This window comes from Amycolatopsis vastitatis, from assembly GCF_002234595.1.
Lineage (GTDB): Bacteria > Actinomycetota > Actinomycetes > Mycobacteriales > Pseudonocardiaceae > Amycolatopsis > Amycolatopsis vastitatis.
Genome location: NZ_NMUL01000034.1, coordinates 1 through 19,166, shown reverse-complemented (window position 1 = coordinate 19,166; position 19,166 = coordinate 1). Strand labels below are relative to the sequence as shown.

The window sequence follows — 19,166 nt, the reverse complement described above, 5'->3', positions numbered from 1 at the left end:
CCGGGACCGGCGGGTACGCCCAGTCTGGCCGGGCCGGCTTGCGCCGCGCTATCCGCGGGCTATCCCGCGGTGAGAACGGCCAGGGCGGCGGCGTGCACCCCCGGCGCGGCGGCGAGGTAACCGCGGCAGGACGGTGTCCAGGGACTGCCGTCGAGGTCGGTGACCACGCCACCGGCTTCCTGGACCAGCAGCACGCCCGCCACCTGGGAACGCACGTTGTCGAACTGCCAGTGCAGGTCCAGCCGGCCCGCGGCGACCTGGGCGAGCTGCTGGGTCACCGGCACGGAGATCCGCACGTGGAGGGCGGCCTTCGACATCGCGGCGAAGGAGGCGCCCATGCGGTCCAGCAGCGCGGCGTCCTGACCGGGCCGGCCCTGGCCGGTGCCGGCCAGTGCGCCGTCCAGCGACGTCTTGCCGGAGACGTGCACGGGGACGCCGTTGAGGAACGCCCCGCCGCCTTCGAGGGCGGTGAACGTCTCGTCCGGCACCGGGAAGCAGACCACGGCCAGCACCGGGCGCCCGTCGCGGACGAGACTCACGCCGATGTTCCAGTCCGGCATGCCGTGGACGGCGTTGACGTTGCCGCCCATGGGATCGATCAGCCACCACTCGCCGTCGGGCAGGGGACCCGACCCGTGTTCGTCGTTGAGCCAGCCCGCTTCGGGCCGGATCCCGGCCAACGCCGGTCGCAGCGAGTCGGCGACGGTCGTGTCGTTGCCGTGCATGCTCGTCAGCAACTCGGTCAGCCCGGCCGGCCGGGACTCGGGGGAGTAGCGCCGCAGCATCTGGGCGCCGGCGTGACGCACGGCGGCGGCGGTGGCGGCGAGCAGTTCCCTGTCCATGGATCCTCCTGTGGTTGTCTTGCCTTCGTGCAACTCGACTTGAACCTGCTCACGGTGCTGGACGCCCTGCTCGAGGAGGGCAGCGTCCGGGGCGCGGCCGAGCGGCTGCACCTGTCCTCGCCGGCGGTCAGCCGCACTCTCGGGCGGCTGCGTGCCGTGACCGGCGACGACATCCTGGTCCGCACCGGCCACGCGATGGTGCCGACGCCGTACGCGGTGGCGATCCGCGAGGACGTCCACCGGCTGGTCGCGCAGGCGCGGGACGTGCTCTTGCCTGCCCGGGACCTGGTCCTCGGCGAGCTGGACCGCACCTTCACGATCCAGTGCCACGACGCGTTCGCCGCTTCGGTGGTCCCGGTGCTCGTCGGGAAGCTCCGGGAGCAGGCCCCCGGCGTGCGGCTGCGGGTGCTGGCCGAGCACTCCGCCGACACCGACGACCTGCGTCAGGGCCGCGTCGACCTGGAACTCGGCGGCGGGCGGCCGCACCTGCCCGAGTTCCGCTCCGAGATCCTCGGCCACGACCGGCTGGTCGTGGCGATGCGCCAGGGGCACCCGTGTGCCGGCCACCTCGACCTGCGTTCGTACGCGGCGCAGCCGCACGTGGTCGTCTCCCGGCGCGGCAAGCTCACCGCGCCGATCGACGACGTGCTGGCCGCCGAAGGCCTGCGCCGGCAGGTGATCGCCGCGGTGGCGACGGTTGCCACGGCTCTGCAGCTGGCCCGCCGCGGTGACGTGCTGGTCACCTGCACCGGGCTGCTCGGAGGGCCGCTCATCGAAGCGTTCGGGCTGGTCACCCGGCCGCTGCCGGTCGAGGCGCCGGCGGCGCCGATCTGCTGCACGTGGCACCAGCGCTACGACTCCGACCTCGCCCACGCCTGGCTTCGCGACCAGGTGCGGGCCGCGGTCGAGGAGGTCACCGCCGCCTGACACGGTTTTCCGGTGGCCCGTCCCCGCGCGGGGATCGCTAGCCGGCCAGCGGCAGGGCCACGGCGCCGGGGAAGCGAGGTGCTTCGGCCTCGTCGAGCATCGCCGCGGCGACGGTGTCCCGGCTGATCGCCGTGGCGAGGTCCAGGACGGGGCCGGCGGCCAGCCCGACCGTGCGCCGCCCGGGGCTTTCCGGCCCGTCCGCGAGCAGGCCCGCGTGGAAGACCGTGCCCCCGGCCGCGAGGATGGTGCCGTCGGCCTCGACCTTGTCGCCGAGCCGGTCGCCCAGCAACTTCGCGAGCACGCCGGCGGCGGGTCCCGCCGCGCCGGCGGACCTTCCGGTGCCGTAAGCGCCGAGCCAGATGATCCGCCGCGGTCCGGCGGCGACCACCGCCTTGGCGCCGGCCAGCAGGACTCCGGCCCGGTCCGTGCCGAGCGCGGAGAGAACGACCGAGTCCGGGCCGATGACGGCGGCGATGCTCGCCGGATCGTCCACATCGGCCGCCACGATGCGCAGGCCGGCGGAGGCGGCCAGGGCGACGCGTCCGGGATCGCGGGCGATCGCGGTGACGGTGTGACCCCGGCGGAGGGCCTGCCGGGTGAGCGCGAGGCCGGTCCGGCCGGACGCCGCGAGAACGGTGAGATCCATGTCCGCCACGTTAGGGAGTCCGCGTCTTGACATCAAAGACAATGTCGTAAACAGATGATTTACCGACACGCAATCCGCTGGCCACGTGCGTTCAGCAGCTCGAATACATCTTCAGGTACGCGATGTGCTCCCACAGGGCGACGTCGAAGGTCGCCCAGGCGCGGAACCGGTAGTCCTCCGAGCTGCTCGGCATGGTCCGCACGAACTTGCGCCAGTCCCCGTCGACGGGGTGCTCGGTGGTGAGCGAGCCGAGGATCGCCCCGGTGGCGTCGTGCAGGTCGACCTGCCGCACCACCCAGACGTCGTGGTCCTCCCGGCTGGTCACGGTGGCGTCGAAGGCGGCGGTTCCGTCCGGGAACAGGGTCCACTTGGCGCCCGCCGGCATCGTGGCGTTGCCCTTCCTGATCGTCCCCCAGGTGAACTCCCAAGGTGTCCAGCCGGTGATCCGCTGCGCCGAGGCGTTCGCCGTCTGCACGATGACCGAAGGGTCCATGTCACGCGCCTTTCCGTTCGCCCCCGTGTTCCCGACGGACAGAGGCGCGGACGCCCGGCTTGATACCGGTCACCGGCCGGGTGTCGTGGGCAGGGCGAGGGAGAGGGCGAGGTTGCCGTCGAGGAACATGAGCCCGCGTTCGCCGAACCGCCGGAAAGCGCCTTCCACCGCGGAAACTCCCGCGGCGAGGCCGAGTTCCCGGTGCACGGCCGCGGCGGTGCGGGGGCGGTCCACACAGGCCAGGTAGATCGCGGCGACGGTGTCGTGGAAGGTGTGGGTGCCGCGGGTCTCGGGGTGCCTGCCGTCGTAGATCTGGAGGAACCCGGGGGCACTGCGGTAGACCAGCACCGGCGGCTCCGCCTCCCAGGCCGCGGACCACGCCGAAACCGCGTCGGTCAGCGGGGCGTAGACCTCCGGTGGCAGCTCGTTCTCCGGCTCGTAGCCGAAGAAGTAGGCGATCCGCCGGACATCCACTGTGGACGGATAGACGTGCCGGTAGCTGGGCTCGGGCTCCCGGGCCGTCAAGGGGAACCGGCCGGGCTGGGTGAACAGCGGGCTGAACCGCTCCAGCCACAGCCGGTTCGCGCCGGACGGCGGCTGGAGGTGGACCAGGTGCGGGACGACGGCCGCCTGCGCGCCGTACTCCCCGGCGGGCTCGCCCGGGAAGCCCCAGAGGATGTTCCAGGCGACGGCGATCCCGTAGTACCGCGCCCAGCGCAGGAAGTTGACGTTCTGCGCGGCGCGGACGCCCTTGTCCATCAGCCGGAGCACCTCGGAGCTGAGCGACTCCAGGCCCGGCTGCAGCTGGGTGACGCCCGCCTGGGCCAAGAGCTTCAGCTGAGTGCGGGTCAGGTTCGCCTTGACCTCGTAGAAGATCTGGTACTCCCGGCCGGCCTCGGCCAGCGCAGGCACCAACGTCTTCAGGTAGCCCGGCTCGAGGATGTTGTCGACCGCGGCGAACCGGAAGGTGCGGTACCGCCGTGCCTGCCGGTCCAGCTCGTCGAGCACCCGGGACGGCGACTTCGCGCGGAACCGCATGGTGGTCCCGTTGAGCCCGCAGAACGTGCAGTGGTGCTTGGCGCCCCACCAGCACCCCCGCGCCGACTCGAACGGCAGCGCGACGTGGCCGGTCGGCAGGCCCAGCCGCGCCGCCCGCGCGAAGTACTCGTCGTAGTCCGGCACGGGCAGCTCGTCGAGCCGCTCGTGTGGCGGCTCGGACGGCGTCGCGACGACCTCGTCGCCGACCCGCCGGGCGACGCCGGGGATCCCGTCGGGGTCCTTCTCGTTCGCCAGTGCGTCCAGCAGGCGCGGGAAGGCGACGTCCCCTTCGCCGAGCACGGCGAAGTCGACGCACTCGATCGACCGGACCAGCTCCAGGCCCATCTCGCCCTCGAAGTTGGCCCCGCCGAACACGGTGACCACGCCGGGATCGCGCTCCTTGAGCCGGCGGGCGAGGGCGAACGACGCCGTGTTCTGCTGGAACGTCGAGCTGAAGCAGACCACCCGGGCGCCGGCCAACTCGACGGCGACCGCGTCGAGGAACGCGGGAACGTCGTGCTCGCGAACGGTCGTCAGCCATTCCCGCGCCGGCGCCGAGTCGTCCAAGTAGGACAGTTCGGTGCCGAGTTCCTCGAGCAGCTTCCCGTCCGGGTCCGGTGCCGCGTCCCGGAACGCCGCGACGGAGAACAGCCAGTCGCCGAGCTGCCGTCCGCGGTGCTCGGCCAGCGCCCGGTAGCGGTCCGCCCCGATCCGCACGGCGAAGTCGAGGTTCAGGTGCAGCGTGCGCACCGGAAACCCGTGCTGTCCCGCGGTCGCCTTGAGCAGTCCGAGCTGGATCGACGGCCGGTCGGCCTCCAGGAACGGCATGGACACGAGAACGGCGGGTGACGAGGTCATGGCCGGGCTCCAACCCCGCTCTCGGCGGCTTCGGGTGCTACCTGATGAAATGGGGCTTGATGAAGTCCGCCTTGATGAACCGGGGCACCATGTGCACCGCTGTGCTGCCGGCGTGGTAGTCCACGAGCAACGCCGCTTGCTCCGGCGTGAAGGACACTTCGAAGTCGCTCTTGATCGCCTCCTCTTCCGCGGTCGCCAGCCAGGCGAGCCAGAGCATGGCGGACAGGAAGTCCTGCTGCTCTTTCGGGAGGTTCTTGGTCAGTTCCGTGACCGTCGGCCAGAAATTGGCGAAATCCGCCTGCTTGTCTTCGGACATGGTCTCCTCCGGTTCTGTGACTATCCACTGTGTACTTCCGCCAGTCTCGTCCGGATTTCCGCCGCTTCCGGGTGGGCGAGGTGCGCGAGGATGTCGTGGGCCCGCTGCCACCCGGACTGGGCGGTCTCGACATCGCCCAGCTCCTGGTGGAGGTTCGCGAGTTCGATGAGCACCCGCGCCTCCGTCACGAGGTTTCCGGTGCGGTGCACCAGTTCCAGCGCCTTCTCGTAGCAGGCGATCGCCCGGGAGTGGTCGCCGAGCTGCTTGTGGGCGTAGCCGATGCTGTGCAAGCTCTGGGTTGCGCCCATCTGGTCGCCGAGCAGCGTCTGCAGGTCGAGAGCCTGCCGGCAGTACTCGATGGCCGCGGTGTGCTCGCCGAGCAGGGTGTGGAACCAGCCGACGGCGTTGAGCGCCGTTGCCTGGCCTGCCTGGTGCCCGGCCGCGCGGAACAGCTCCAGTGCCTGTTCGGAGTGCCGGAGCGCGTCCGCGACGGCCCCCTGTTTGTCGAGCAGCCAGGCGAACTGGCGGTGGGCGTGGGCCTGCCCGACGACATCGGCGCCGGCGCTGTACAGGGTCAGGGCGGCTTGGAGATCGCCGGCGGCTTCGGCATGCCTGCCGAACCGGGCGTGCGTACCTCCGAGGTGCAGGTGCGCGAACGCCTGCTTGCGCTGGTCACCGAGGCGCCGTGCGGCGTCCAGTGCCGCGGTGAGCACTTCGCCCTCGTCGTGCCAGTGCCCGCGCATCGCCAGGAACCGCTGCATCGACCAGGCGAGCTCCCAGACCCGGGCGTCGAACTCGGCGTCGGCGTGGACGGCCCGGAGCAGCACCCGGTGCTCGGCCTCGAACCAGCCCAGGGCCTGCCGGGCGTCGACGATCCGTTCCGGTTCCGCCCCCGCGGGCAACGGGGTCAGCGTGGGCGGCACCTCGAGCCGGGGGTCGATGAACCCGTCGGCGTGGTAGGCGCTGTGGGCGTAGTGGCCGAGCATGCGGTGGACAGCGGCGACCCGCTCGGCGGGGGACTCCGCTTCGTGGACCAGTTCGGCGGCGTAGGCGCGCAGCAGGTCGTGCAGCGTGTAGCGGCCGGGGGCGTGCTCGGCGATCAGGTGCGCGTGGGCGAGCTCGGTCAGGAGCGCGCGCGTGCGTCCGGCGGGCAGGCCGGCCAGGCTCGCCGCCGCGCGGGTGCCGACGTCCGGGCCGGGGTGCAGGCCGAAGAGCCGGAACAGCCGGGCTGTGTCTTCCTGGTCCAGCCGCAGGTAGGACCAGGAGAACACGGCCCGGGGGTCGGTCGCCGGGTCGGCGGCGGCGAACTCGTCCAGGCCGCGCGCGTCCCGCAGCTGCCCGGCCAGCGCGGCCAGGCCGAACCCGGGGTGGATCGCCGCGCGGGCCGCCACCACGGCCAGCGCCAGCGGGAGGTGCGCGCACAGGCCGATGATCTCGTCGGCCGCGGCGGGTTCGGCCGCGATCCGGTCCGCGCCGATCCGGCGGCCGAGCACCGCGCGCGCCTCCGCCGTGTCCAGGAGGTCGACGGTGATGGGGTGCGCCCCGGCCGTGACCAGGCCGGTGAGCTGGTCGCGGCTGGTCACGAGCACCACGCTGCCCGGTGCCCCGGGCAGCAGCGGACGCACCTGCTCGGGGTCGCGGGCGTTGTCGAGCACGACGAGGACGTGCCGGTTCGCCAGCAGCGTCCGGTACAGGCCGACCTGCGCTTCCAGCGCGCGGGGGATCCGGTCACCCGGTACTTCGAAGGCTTCGAGGAACCCGCGGACCGCCTCGCCAGGGGGCACCGGCGAACCGGTCGGATCGAAGCCGCGCAGGTTCACGTACAGCTGGCCACCGGGGAACCCGGCGGCGACCGAGTGTGCCCAGTGGACGGCGAGCGCGGTCTTGCCGACTCCGGCGGTGCCCGACAGGACGACGGTCCGCGCGGCGGCCGACGGCTCGGCCCGGATCTCGTCGAGGCGGTGCAGCGCGTTCTCGCGGCCCGCGAACCCCGGGGTGTCGGGCGGCAGCTGGGCCGGGGCAGCGGGCGGTGCGGGCCCCGGCGCGGACGGCAGCTCGCCCCGCAGGAGCGCGCCGTGCAGCGTGCGCAGTTCGGGACCCGGATCGGTGCCGAGCGCCTCGGCCAGCCGCTGCCGGACCGCGGCGTAGCGGTCGACGGCCTCCGCGTCGCGCCCGGCGGCGTGCAGTGCGCGCATGAGCAGCGCTTCGAGCGGCTCCGCGAGCGGGTACTCCGCGGCCAGCTCGGGCATCGCGGCAACGACCGCGCCGGGCCTGCCGAGCCGCAGTTCCAGTTCGCCCCAGCGCACGGCCGCGTCGAGCCGGCGCCGGTGCCAGGTCGTGCGGACCCGTTCGGCCCAGTCGCCGTGGACGCCGGCCAGCGGCGGACCCTGCCAGGCGAGCAGGGCCTCGGCGAGCGCCGCGGCCCGATCGGCATCGGCGGCCCGGATATCGCTGCCCGCTTCGACCAATTGTGCGAACCGGTGCAGATCGATCACACCGGGGTCGATTTCCAGCACGTACCCCGCGCTTTTCCGGATGACGCCGGCCGTGGTGCCGTCCAGCTCGTTGACCCGTCCGAGTAGCCGCCGTATTCGGCTCAGGTGGGAATACACCACATTGCGCGCTTCCCCGGGCGGATCGTCACCCCAAACGCGGTCGACGAGTGTCTCGATCGAAACCGGGCGCCCGGCGTCGACGGCCAACGCCGCGAGAATCGCCTGCTGACGTGGAGTTCCGACGTCCAGGGGCTGCCCCGCGACGCGGAGCCGAACCTCCCCGGACAACAGAACTTCCATGCGGCGGACTCCCCGTGCTCGACCTGTCCGAACCGGCTTGGTCGATGCTCCCCGCACCGCAAGGTCTCTGCAAGGTCGGCGTAGAGGGCGTGGCGAAATCGTGAACCCGTGAACACGCGAGTCCGAGGAGGGGCCATGCAGGACAAGTCGACGGCGCCATTGCTGGAAAATGCCGCACGGGGTGCGGAATGGGCTTGGCGCGACCTGGTCGCGCGCTATTCTTCGCTGATCCACTCGGTCTGCCGGCAGTACCGGATCGGGGACGCGGACGCCCAGGACGTCAGCGGCGCGGTGTGGCTGCGGCTCGTGACGAACCTGACGCACATCCGCGAACCGGAGGCGCTGCCCGGGTGGCTGCGCACCACCACCCGGCACGAGTGCCTGCGGCTGCTGCGGCACCGGAACCGGCTCGTCGACGCCGACGCCGCGGAGTTCGCCGAATCGGCCGATCCCGCGCCCGACACCACGGTGATCGGGGCCGAACGGCTGGTCGCCGCGCGCCGGGCGTGCGCCCAGCTGTCCCGGCGGGACCGGCAGCTGCTCGACCTGCTGTTCTGCGACCCGCCGAAGTCCTACCGGGAAATCAGCGCGACGCTGGGCATCCCGGTCGGCTCGATCGGCCCGTCGCGGGCCCGGTGCCTGGCCAGGGTCCGCAGCACGCCGGCGATCGCCGCGCTGCTCGCCGCCGACCGGCAGGATTTCGATGGGCACGTCCCTCAGAGCACGCGGGCCACCGCCTGATACCCCTCGGCGAGTCACGGCTGCTGGTTCTGGAACTGGAACTGGACGCGCACCGAGCCGTCCAGGGGGACGATGATCGTCGAGTTGCTCGGCGACCACTTGTCGGCCACCAGGAACATCCGGTCCTTGCCGTGGATCAGCAGGCGCAGGTGCCGGTACCGGTAGTGGAACGTCTGCCCTTCGGAAGCCGGCAGTTTCGTTTCCACGATGCCGGGGCTGCGCAGGAACAGGCTCTCCTTGGTGTCGAGGATGACGCTGGGGCGCTCGTCCAGGCGGCTCGCGTCGTACATCGCGAGCCCGCGGCCCGACCACTGGGCCACCGTGGCGGTCATCCAGAACGCGCTGACGGCGACGACGAGGTACACCAGCGCCGTCGAAGTCCGGCGGAGTGGCGTCGGGGGCGAGGCCGGGGGTTGCAGCAGTCGGCCCAGCGCCGCGCCGGAACGGACCAGCGTGGCGCCCGCGCCGATCAGCAGCGGGGTCACGAGCGCGTACAGGGGCCAGTCGCGCAGGAACGTGTACCCGAGGAGCAGCAGGAGACCGCCTGCCAGGCCGATGGCGCCGGCCACCTGTCCGCCGCGGCCGAGCCGGCGGAGCCGGACGGCTGTCCGCGCGGAGGCCGGGGTGTGGATCCGCCGCCGGACGGCGGCGTGCGCCGCGACCGAGCCGGCACCGGCCGCGGCGAACACCAGCAACGGCGTCAGCAGGGGCTGCGGGCTGCGCATGATGTAGTCCTGCGTGCCCAGCCCGATCGTGTCGACGTCGACGCCGAAGTACTCGTACTGCGAACGCGCCGAGACGTAGCCGAAGTAGAACAGCAGCGCGCTGAGCAGGGTCAGCGGCGGGATGATGGCCTTGCCCGACTCGACGAGGCGCTCGACCCGGCCCGGCGCGGTGCTCTCCCCGGCCACCTTCTCCTCGGCCATGGGGTCACCCGCTCGGGCTCGGCGAGGATTCGGGCGAGCTGGTCGGGGTCTCGGTCGTCGACGATCCGGGCCCGGTGATCTCGTCCGGCTGGGTCAGCGGGATCGGGTCCCCGTTCGGTCCCGTCCGCAACTCTCGGCAAGGCTCTTCCCGCCCGGACGGGCAGGTGGCCGTGCCGTCGACGACCAGCTCCGCACTGCCAGTGGTGCCGAGAGCCTTCACCGCGACGGAACAGCTGTCGCCCTTCGCGTGGAAGGTGAACGATGCGCACGCGGGCTGCCCGCCACAGCCGCCGCCCTTGCTGAAGGCATCCGAAGGCGTGATCCGGATCCCGGTGACCCGCACACCGCTGTCCGGCAGGTTCCCCGGCCGCAGCCAGCTGACGTTCACGCACTGGTTCTCGACGGTGTCGTCCTCGGCGCCGCCGCCGACCGGCAGCTGGGGGATCGAGATCGCGACGCCGCGGTCGCCGGATCTCGGCGCTTCCGGCCCGCTCGTCTCGGTGCCCGGGCTCGACGGCGACGTCGATTCCACCGTGGCGGTGTTTTCGCCGGTGCCGCCGGGCGTGTCGGGAGCCGTCGGGGTCGAGCAGCCGGCCAGACCGGCCGCCAGCGCCATCACCGGCAGGATCGAACGGAACGGGTTCATCGTTTTGCCTCCTCGGTCTGCGGAGCAGCCGGAGAGCGCGGTGATACATCTTTTCCGGCTTCCGAAGCCGAGACCCGGCTTACACTTCCTCCGTCGGCGAGCGCGTCACCGGCGCGGCAGGGGAGGCGACGTGGAGCGGCGGAAGAAGGTCAAGCCGACACCGTTTCCCGAACGGAACGGCAAATTCCCGTTCAACGCCTCGGGCGTGGCGAGAGTGGGGGAACGGCGGTTCGTCTTCGTCGACAACAGAGAGCCGGACGCTTTGTTCGAAATGAAGTTCGACGCCGAGCTTCGCGAGGTCGAACGGATTCACCGGCGCCGCTTGACCGGGGTGGACTCCGGCGTGCTGCGGGATCCGGAAGGGCTCACGCGGGTCGACCGGAACGGGGAGATCTTCCTCATCGTCTCCTCCTCGTTGTGCGTCGAGAACGGGCACCGGATCAGCGACGGCCTGGTCCGCGTCCGCTACCGTCCCGACGGCGACCTGCCCGCCGAACCGATGGACGGGTTCCGCGACTGGCTGCTCGCGGGCGAACCCGCGCTCGCCGCGGCCGGCCTGCTGTCGCCGGACGAGGGTGGGCTGAACGTCGAGGGCCTGGCCTGGGACGCGGACGCGGGCTCGCTGCTGTTCGGCCTCCGAGGACCGGCCGCGGCCGGCCGGGTCACGCTGGTCGAGGTCCCCGTCGACGCCGGTGGCGCCCGGTGGACGACCGCGTCGCTGGGCCGTCCCACCGTCGTGCGCGTGCGCCTTCCCGGGCCGTCCGTGGTCCGGGGTGTCCGCGACATTTCCGCCGGCGCGCGGACCGGCGGCTTCCTGCTGCTGCTCGGACGGTCCACCAGCGACGGCGACGTGCCGTTCCGGCTCGGCACGTGGAACCGCGGCGGCGACCGCGTCGAACTGCTCGATGTCACCTTCCACCGGACCGCGAAGCCGGAGGGTGTCACGCCGTTTTCGGCCGGCGGCGAGCAGCGGATCCTCGTCGTCGACGACGCCGGCGGCTACGCGGTCCTTTGATCAGGAGAAATAGAGTTTCGACGGGCTGGGGTCCTGGTGGACCCGTGCTTTTCCGCCCGGCGTGGGATCCGTCCCGAAGGCCGCGCCCAGGCCGGTCCGGACGCTCGTCAACGTGAAGTAGCCGCTGTAGGTGAAGGGGTCGTCCGGCGGGTCGAGCGGCGCGACCGTGAATTCCTCGGCGTGCTCGGCGTCGTCCGCCGCTCGCGTGCACAGCAGTTCGTGGCCTTGGCTCGACGTCGTCGTGGTCGCGTGCAGGAACCGGCCGGACGCCTTGCTGCTCAGCGACTGCCCGGTGCCGAGCGGGGCGAAGCACCACAGATCCGAGGCGTCGACGCTCGCCGGCCGGAGGCGGTGGACGACCTCGAAGCTCCCGGCGTCGGGCGCGGGCAGGGACTCGCTGCCGCTGGCGTGCAGGCACTCGTTGGCGACGTCGTCGCGGACGTAGGCGCCGTCGGGGCCCGGCAGGCCGCCGCACAGGTAGCCGGCGGACGTGGCGAGCCGGAGCTGCTTCCGCACGGTGGTCAGCTGCGTGGGCACGTCGGGCACGCCGAGCCCGGTCAGCACCGTGCCCATCCGGTCGAGCAACGGCTTCAGCACCTCTTGCTGCGTCTTGAGGCCGAACACGGTGTCCCGGTAGCCGCGGATCCGGTCGATCAGCTGCGCGCGGTGGCCCGGGTCGTCGCGCACGAGCTTGGCGAGCAGGCCGGCGGTGTCGATCCGGAAGTGCCGGGCGGGCTGCAGGGTCTGGTCGAGCCCCCACGGGATCATCTTGAACTTGATGTCGTTCACGCCGGGCTTCGCGACGGCGTCCACGTCGTTGTACACGTACGTGTTGTTGGTGTTCCGGGAATAGCCGTCCCAGTGCTTGAGGAGGAACTCCATCGCGTAGAGCCGGATGAACTGGTCGAGGTCGAAGACCTCGCTCGCGCCGGCCAGCCCGTGCGCGGCGATGTGGTCGATGGCGAACCGCAGGTCGGCCTTGTCGTCGAACGCCGACAGCGACTCCACCCCGATGAACGCGAACCGGCCGTCGACGAAATCGTCCTTGTGCTCGATCTCGTACAGGTTCCCCTTCGTGTGGCCGAAGTTGCGCTCGATGTAGCGGGGCATGATCGGCTCGACGTTCACGAAGACGCCGGGGCTGTCGACGCCGGCCACGCCTTCGCCGATCGGGGTGCCGTTCACGAGCACCTTGGCGAAATTGCCCCGGGAATGGGGCAGGCCGGCGAGCTCGAACAGCTTGTAGCCGAGCAGCTGGCGGACGTAGGACAGATCCTGGACCGAGTTGTTGAGCGTCAGGTAGCGCGTCCCGATCAGTTTCTGGATCGGCGCCTTGTTCGTGTCGAGGAACTTCCCGAAGTCGATGTGCAGGCACGGCTTGCCGCTGTTGATCGAGCCGCAGAAGGACTTCTTCTTGATCCCGACGTCCGGGAACGACGTGGTCGCCGGGAACTTCGTCCCGGACAGCTCCACCGACGTCGCCTTCCGCCAGGTGTAACGGCTGCCGCCGGCCCAGTCGAAGTTGCACACCCCGCCCGCCGGCTGCTCGGTGCGCACCGCCTCCCAGTCCGCGGCCGGCATCACGATATTGATCGTCAGGACATTGTCGACGTCGTAAAGGGAATCGAGTGCCTGCTGCTCCTGGATGCTCATCGCCTCATTGTACGGCGGTTTTTTCGCCGATTCGGCGACGGAAAAGCGTCGAAAACCCCGCGACCGGAAGCCGGTTCCGTTGGTGTATCACCCATTGCCGGGTAAGGTGGTGACGAAGTGCCGCCGGTGCTGTCGACGGATTGTCGACGAACTGTCGACGGACCTTGCGACCGTCGCCGGCATGAAGTTCGGCATGCTGGGCCCGCTGGAAGTGTGGGACGGCGACGAGCGGTTGAACCTCGGGGGGCCCCAGCAGCGGGCGCTGCTCGCGGTCCTGCTGGTGAACGCCAACTCGGTCGTCTCGGCCGACCGGCTGATCGACCACCTGTGGGGCGAGCGTCCGCCGGACTCGGCGCGGCGCCTGCTGAAGGGGTGCATCGCCGGGCTGCGCAAGGCGCTGCGGGTCGGGCGCACGGACCGGCTGCTCACCCACCCGCCCGGCTACCTGCTGGAGGTGCTGCCCGGCGAACGGGACTTGGATCGGTTCGACGACCTGGTCGAGACCGCCGGGCGGCTCCCGGACGACCCGCGGGTGCAGGCGGCGGCCCTGCGCGAGGCACTGTCGTGCTGGCGCGGGCCCGCGCTGGACGGGCTGGGCCCCGAAGCGTGCCGGGCGGAGGCGGCCCGGCTGGACGAACGCCGGCTTTCGGTGCTCGAACAGCGCGTCGACCTCGACCTGCGGCTCGGGCGCTACCCCGAGCTCGTGGCCGAACTGCAGGCGCTGGTCCGGCAGCACCCGCTGCGGGAACGCCTGTGGGCACAGCTGATGCTGGCGCTGCACGGCGCCAACCGGCAGAGCGACGCCCTCGCGGTGTACCGGCGGATCCGGCGTTCGCTGGTCGAGCAGCTCGGGGTCGAGCCGAGCGCGACGCTCCGGCAGGCGCACCGCGTCGTGCTGGCCGGCACGCCGGAGGCGGCGGCAAGGACGACCGCGCGTGCCGAGGTGCCTTCGGTGCCCGCGCAGCTGCCCGCGGTGGCCGCCGGGTTCACCGGGCGCGACGCCGAGCTGGCCGAGCTGACGCACCTGCTCACCGCGTCCCGCTCGGCGGTGCCGATCCTCGCCGTGCTGGGCGCCCCGGGCGTCGGCAAGACCGCGCTCGCCCTGCGGTGGGCGCACACCGTCCGCGACCGGTTCCCGGACGGGCAGCTGTACGTGAACCTGCGGGGCTACGACCCCGGCCCGCCGCCGGCGCCGGCGGCCGTGCTGGCGGGAATCCTGGCCGGGCTCGGGGTCGCGGTGCCGGACCACGCCGTCGACGTCGACGAGCGTGCCGCCCGGTTCCGCACCGCGGTGTCCGGCCGCCGGCTGCTGGTCGTCCTCGACAACGCGGCCACGGTCGAGCAGATCCGCCCGCTGCTGCCCGGCACGCCGTCCTGTGCCGTGGTCGTGACGAGCCGGAACACGCTGCCCGGGCTGGTCGCCCTCCACGGCGCGCACCGGCTCGGGCTCGGCCCGCTGCCCGCCGAAGACGCGAAAACCCTGCTGCGCACGCTGATCGGCGAGCGGGCCGACGCCGAGCCCCTGGCCGCCGCGGCCCTGGTCGAGCACTGCGGCCGGCTGCCGCTGGCGTTGCGGGTCGCCGCCGAGCACGTCGCCGGCCGTCCCGGGGAGGACCTCGCCGTCCTCGCCGGCGAGCTCCACGACCACCGGCTCGAGGTGCTGGAAGCCGGCGGCGATCCGCGGGCCGGCGTGCGCGCGGCGTTCTCGTGGTCCGCCCGGCGGCTCCCGCCCGAAGCGAGCCGCGTGTTCCGGCTGGCCGCCCGGTTGCCCAGCCTGGACGCGGAAACGGTGGCCGCGGTGCTCGGCGGCGGGGTCTGCGCGGCCCGCCGCGTCCTGGAGCTGCTCGCCGCCGAACACCTCCTGGCGCCCGCCGCGGCCGGCCGGTACGTCCTTTCCGGACTGCTCAGGATCTACGCCGCGAGCCTCGACGAGCCGTTCCGACCGGCTGCCCACCATCCGCCGACCCGCCTGCTCCAGGGTGAAGCCCCGGGTGCGGACGCCGGGTCCCCCCACCCACGGAGAAACCATGACCGCGACAGCCGTTCCGTCCCTGCGTGACCACCTGCGGGTGACCCTGCCCCGGATCGCGCCGGTCCTGCTCTCGCCCACGGCGGCGGAGTGCCTCGGCCGGTGGGCGGGCGCGTTCCCGCCCGCCGCGTGCATGGTCGAGTGCCACCTCGGCCTCGACGAGCCTCGCGCCGACTTCCTGATCCGCTTCCTGCGCTCCGATGCCGCCGCGCTCGCGGACGCGGACGGTGAGGCCGGCCCGGCCACGTGGACGCGGCTGCGTGCCTTCGCCCGCCTCTGGGCCGCGCCGGACTCTCCGCTGGCCGCGTTCGCGCAGACGTGGCTCGAGTTCGACCTGCCTCGCCCGCGTGCCGGGGCCGCGCTGCCCCCGCCGTCGTTCTTCGCCGACCTCGACCCGGCCGCCGCGCGGTCCGCCGACCCGGCCGCGACCGCGGGTGCCGCGCTCGCCGTCCTCGGCACCGGCGACGTCGATCCCGCCGTGCTCGCCACGATCGCCACCTGCGTCACCGAGCTGCCGCCCGAAGCGCGCTGGCTCTCGCTCGGCGTGATGTTCGGCAGGCCGGCGGACCCGGTCCGGGTCTGCGTCGCCGGCCTGCCCGCCAGCGGCGTGCCCGCCTACCTCGAGCGGATCGGCTGGACCGGCTCGGCCGCGCAGCTGCGCGCCGTCCGCGACGGCCTCGACGGCTTCACCACGCTGTCCACCCTGGCCCTGGACGTCGGGACGTCGGTGCGGCCGCGGCTCGGGATCGAGTACAACCTGGAAGCCCGCCGCAGCCTGCACGACAGCGCGGCCCGCTGGCGGCCGTTCCTGGACCGGCTGGTCGAGGACGGGCTGTGTGCCCGGCACAAACGCGACCCCCTCCTGGCCTGCATCGGGTTCGACCACGAGCGGATCGACCAGGAGAGCTGGCCCGCCGGCCTGCGCGCCGCGTCCGACCGGCACGGCCCGAACGTGCTCAGCGTGCTGCTGCGCAAGCTCGCGCACGTCAAGGTGGTGTTCGAGCCGGACCGCCCGGTGGTGGCGAAGGCCTACCTCGAGCTGACGCACGACTGGCTGGCCTTCGACCCGGTCACCCGGCAGGCCAGGTTCACCGATTTCCCCGACGGAACAGGAGCTTGAGCCGTGCTGACCGAACAGTGGTACCGCGGGTTGTCGCTGACCGAGCGGCTGCCCGCCGGGGCTCCGGCGGATCCGGAACGCGGGGCCCGGCGGCTGGCGCGGTGGCGGCGGCAGCGGCCGTTCGACTCCGGCGACTGGCTGGCCCGGCGGCTGGCGGCCGACGGGATCACCGAAGCCGATCTCGCCGCCGTCCTCGGGGAGGACGACACCGCGTTGCACACCCGGCTGGACCGGCCGGCCTGGCTGGCGGACGTGGCCGCGTTCGCGGAGCCGCCGTCGCCCGGCGACGGCGCGGCGGACGGGTTCCTCGCCTTGGCCGAACCCCTGGTGCGGCAGGCCTGCGCCGAGGTGACGGCGGCCGCGGCCGAGCTGGCCGCCGCCGGCGGTCCCCTCGACCCCGCGGGCTCGGCGGACCTGCTGCGCGCGCACCTGCTGCCGACACTGCCCACCATGGTCGAACGGACGCTGGCCCTCGAACTGAACGTGGCGCGGCTGCGCGGGGAAACGGCGGGCGACACGCCGCAGGCGCGTTACGTCAGCTTCGTGCGGCGCCTGCGCGAGCCGGCCACCGTCGAGGCGTTGTTCGCCGAGTACCCCCTGCTCGGCAGGCTGCTGGCCGAGCACGTGCGACGGCAGACGGCGGTGCACGTGGAGTTCCTGCGCCGGCTCACCGCGGACTGGGCGGACATCCGGAAGCTGTTCGCCCCGGCCGACCCCGGCCTGCTGTCCACTGTGGAGGCCAACCTGGGGGACCGGCACCGCGGCGGCCGGGCCGTGCTGGTCGCGGTCTTCTCCGGCGGCTTCCGCCTGGTGTACAAGCCGAAGTCCCTGGCGGTGGACGTCCACTTCCAGCAGCTCCTCGAGTGGCTCGGCACCGTGGTGCCCGGCCTCGGGCTGCGCACGCTCACCGTGCTGGACCGCGGCGAGTACGGCTGGACCGAGTTCTGCGCGCGGACGACGTGCCACACCGAGGAGGAGGTGGCGCGCTTCTACCGCAGGCTGGGCGCGTACCTGGCGCTGATGTACGGGCTCGGCGGCACGGACATGCACTACGAGAACCTCATCGCGGCCGGGGAGCACCCGGTGGTCGTCGACCTCGAGTCGTTGTTCCAGCCCAACATGGCCGTCCAGTCGGAGATCCCGCTCGGCGGCCCGACGGCGTCGCTCGACTCCGTGCTGCGGGTCGGCCTGCTGCCGCAACGGTCCTGGGGTCACACGGGCGCGCCCGGTCTCGACCTGTCCGGTCTCGGCTACCAGGAGAACCAGCTGTCGCCGCGCGCGTCGCAGTACTGGGCGGAGACGGGCACCGACCGGATGCGCACCGACCGCAAGCGCATGGCCACCTCCGGCGGGCACAACCGGCCGACCCTGCTCGATGCCGAGGTCAACGTGCTCGACTACGCCGACGAGCTCATCGACGGGTTCCGCGACACCTACCGCGGGATCCTGGAAAACCGCGCGGAACTGCTCGCCCCGGACGGGCCGCTGGCGCGGTTCGCGGCGGACGAGATCCGGGTCATCGTGCGCCCCACCCACATCTACAGCCTGCTGCTGCGGGAAAGCTTCCACCCGGACCTGCTCCGGGACGGCCTCGACCGCGACCGGTTCTTCGACAAGCTGTGGGTGTCGGTCGACGACTTCCCCTACCTCGGCCGGGTGATCGCCGCCGAGCGCGCCGACCTCTGGCGCGGTGACGTGCCGATCTTCGTCACGACCCCGGGCTCGGTCGACGTCCGGACCAGCGCGGGGGAGCGGGTGCCCGGCTTCCTGGAGCGGCCGAGCATGGAGGTGGCGCGCGAGCGCATCGAACGGCTCTCGGCGGCGGACCTCGACTGGCAGACCTGGATCGTCCGCGGCTCGCTCACCTCGCTCGCCCTGGGCGACGGCACCGCGGGTCCCGCGACCTACGGCGGCCGGCTCGTGCCCGGCATCGCCGGTGCGGCCGACTACCTCGCCGCGGCGCGGACCGTCGGAAACCGGCTGGAGAAGCTCGCCGTCCGGCGCGGCGACGACCTGTACTGGCTCGGCCTCACCGCGTTCCAGGAGCAGTACTGGGACCTGACCGCCCTCGACGTCGACCTCTACGGCGGCGTCTCCGGCATCGTCCTGTTCCTCGCCTACCTCGGCCACGTCACCGGCGAAGACCGGTACACGACGCTGGCCGAAGGCGGGCTGTCGGCCGTGCGGCGGCTGACCCGCCGGGGGAGTGTCCACACCGGACAGCTCGGCGCGTTCTCCGGGCTGGGCAGCCCGCTCTACCTGCTCACGCACCTCGGGGTCCTCTGGGACCGGCCGGAGCTGTTCGACGAGGCGCTGGAGCTCGCCGCCGGGGTGGCCGGGCTCGTCGACGCGGACACGCAGCTCGACGTGCTGGGTGGCGCGGCCGGCTGCATCGGCGCACTGGCCGCGTTGCACCGCCACCGGCCGGACAGCGGTCTCGTCGACGCGGTGGTGCGTTGTGGTGACCACCTGCTGGCCACCGCGCTGCCGGCGGGCGGCACGCTCGGCTGGCCCTCGCCGATGGCCGACCGGCCGCTGACCGGGTTCGCCCACGGCGCGGCCGGCGTCGGCTGGGCCCTCGCGACCGCCGCCGAACTCGGTGCGGGACGGCGGTTCGCCGACGCCGCCGCCCGGGCGATCGGCTACGAGCGGGCGCAGTTCCGGCCGGACCGCGGAAACTGGCCGGACCTGCGGGCCGAGGACCCGGCGACGTGCATGACCGCGTGGTGCCACGGTGCCGTCGGCATCGGACTCGGCCGGCTGGCGCTGCCCGGCCCCGCGGACGCGGAGCGCTCCGCCGAGATCACGGCCGCGACGACGGCGGCGCTCGCCACCGGGTTCGGCGCCAACCACAGCCTGTGCCACGGCGACTTCGGCAGCCTCGACCTCCTGCTGGCGGCCGGGCACGACGAAGCGGCCGACCGCGGCGCCGCCGTCCTCGGGAGCATCGACCGGCACGGCTGGCGCTGCGGCGTCCCGACGGGCGCGGAGACACCGGGCCTGATGGCCGGGCTGGCCGGCATCGGCTACGGCCTGCTGCGCGCCGCCGACCCGGCGCACGTCCCGTCCGTCCTCGCCCTCGAACCGCCCAGACCCTGAGCCGGAACGCCCCGGCCCGAAC

Annotated in this window: 15 protein-coding genes; 6 read left to right on the top strand and 9 right to left on the bottom strand. The window is 72.9% G+C overall.

The features are described from left to right. Positions 1-59: 59 nt before the first annotated feature. On the bottom strand, positions 60-842 hold the full coding sequence (locus tag CF165_RS30710; RefSeq protein ID WP_093951089.1) for an inositol monophosphatase family protein: 783 nt from the start codon (positions 840-842) through the stop codon (positions 60-62). A gap of 27 nt (positions 843-869) precedes the next feature. On the opposite strand from CF165_RS30710, the gene CF165_RS30705 reads away from it, so the two are divergent. Next, a complete protein-coding gene (locus CF165_RS30705) occupies positions 870-1,769 on the top strand; it encodes a LysR family transcriptional regulator (protein WP_093951088.1) in 900 nt (299 codons plus the stop codon). Between the two features lie 37 nt (positions 1,770-1,806). Here CF165_RS30705 and CF165_RS30700 read toward each other — a convergent pair whose 3' ends face one another. The 5 genes from CF165_RS30700 to CF165_RS30680 form a co-directional block, all read right to left on the bottom strand. Then, positions 1,807-2,415, bottom strand: a complete 609-nt coding sequence (locus tag CF165_RS30700) for an NAD(P)-dependent oxidoreductase (RefSeq protein ID WP_167441610.1) — start codon at positions 2,413-2,415, stop codon at positions 1,807-1,809. Between the two features lie 91 nt (positions 2,416-2,506). Further along, positions 2,507-2,908: a DUF6294 family protein gene (locus CF165_RS30695; RefSeq protein ID WP_093951086.1), complete on the bottom strand. Its 402-nt coding sequence runs from the start codon at positions 2,906-2,908 to the stop codon at positions 2,507-2,509. Between the two features lie 69 nt (positions 2,909-2,977). Continuing rightward, positions 2,978-4,804 (bottom strand): RiPP maturation radical SAM C-methyltransferase, encoded by a 1,827-nt coding sequence (locus tag CF165_RS30690; protein ID WP_093951085.1) that lies wholly within the window; start codon positions 4,802-4,804, stop codon positions 2,978-2,980. A gap of 37 nt (positions 4,805-4,841) precedes the next feature. Further along, positions 4,842-5,120, bottom strand: a complete 279-nt coding sequence (locus tag CF165_RS30685; RefSeq protein WP_093951084.1) for a hypothetical protein — start codon at positions 5,118-5,120, stop codon at positions 4,842-4,844. A 20-nt stretch (positions 5,121-5,140) separates the two neighbouring features. Then, entirely contained in the window at positions 5,141-7,915 is a 2,775-nt protein-coding gene (locus tag CF165_RS30680) for an AfsR/SARP family transcriptional regulator (protein WP_093951083.1), read from the bottom strand. A 135-nt stretch (positions 7,916-8,050) separates the two neighbouring features. Between CF165_RS30680 and CF165_RS30675 the strand changes: the two genes are divergently transcribed. Next, complete coding sequence (locus CF165_RS30675; protein WP_093951082.1) at positions 8,051-8,656, top strand: RNA polymerase sigma factor; 606 nt, start codon at positions 8,051-8,053, stop codon at positions 8,654-8,656. A gap of 14 nt (positions 8,657-8,670) precedes the next feature. Here CF165_RS30675 and CF165_RS30670 read toward each other — a convergent pair whose 3' ends face one another. Both CF165_RS30670 and CF165_RS30665 read right to left on the bottom strand, forming a co-directional pair. Further along, entirely contained in the window at positions 8,671-9,582 is a 912-nt protein-coding gene (locus CF165_RS30670) for a hypothetical protein (protein WP_240521873.1), read from the bottom strand. Between the two features lie 4 nt (positions 9,583-9,586). Continuing rightward, the gene (locus tag CF165_RS30665; RefSeq protein WP_093951081.1) at positions 9,587-10,228 is read right to left on the bottom strand and encodes a hypothetical protein; all 642 of its coding nucleotides are present in this window, start codon (positions 10,226-10,228) and stop codon (positions 9,587-9,589) included. A gap of 130 nt (positions 10,229-10,358) precedes the next feature. Here CF165_RS30665 and CF165_RS30660 point away from each other — a divergent pair, with 130 nt between their 5' ends. Beyond that, positions 10,359-11,243 carry a DUF3616 domain-containing protein gene (locus CF165_RS30660; RefSeq protein WP_093951080.1) on the top strand — a complete coding sequence of 295 codons (885 nt, stop codon included), beginning with the start codon at positions 10,359-10,361 and terminating at the stop codon, positions 11,241-11,243. Here the strand turns inward: CF165_RS30660 and CF165_RS30655 are convergent, their stop codons facing one another. Further along, positions 11,244-12,896 (bottom strand): CotH kinase family protein, encoded by a 1,653-nt coding sequence (locus CF165_RS30655; RefSeq protein ID WP_093951079.1) that lies wholly within the window; start codon positions 12,894-12,896, stop codon positions 11,244-11,246. Positions 12,897-13,077: 181 nt separating this feature from the next. Here CF165_RS30655 and CF165_RS30650 point away from each other — a divergent pair, with 181 nt between their 5' ends. Genes CF165_RS30650 through CF165_RS30640 form a run of 3 tightly spaced genes read left to right on the top strand, consistent with a single transcriptional unit; the run spans position 13,078 to position 19,144 of the window. Further along, positions 13,078-14,955 (top strand): AfsR/SARP family transcriptional regulator, encoded by a 1,878-nt coding sequence (locus CF165_RS30650; protein WP_158226851.1) that lies wholly within the window; start codon positions 13,078-13,080, stop codon positions 14,953-14,955. Next, positions 14,924-16,045 (top strand): hypothetical protein, encoded by a 1,122-nt coding sequence (locus CF165_RS30645; RefSeq protein ID WP_093951077.1) that lies wholly within the window; start codon positions 14,924-14,926, stop codon positions 16,043-16,045. The genes CF165_RS30650 and CF165_RS30645 overlap by 32 nt, the downstream gene beginning before the upstream one ends. Positions 16,046-16,048: 3 nt before the next feature. After that, a complete protein-coding gene (locus tag CF165_RS30640) occupies positions 16,049-19,144 on the top strand; it encodes a type 2 lanthipeptide synthetase LanM family protein (RefSeq protein ID WP_205661013.1) in 3,096 nt (1,031 codons plus the stop codon). The last annotated feature ends 22 nt before the right edge of the window (positions 19,145-19,166 follow it).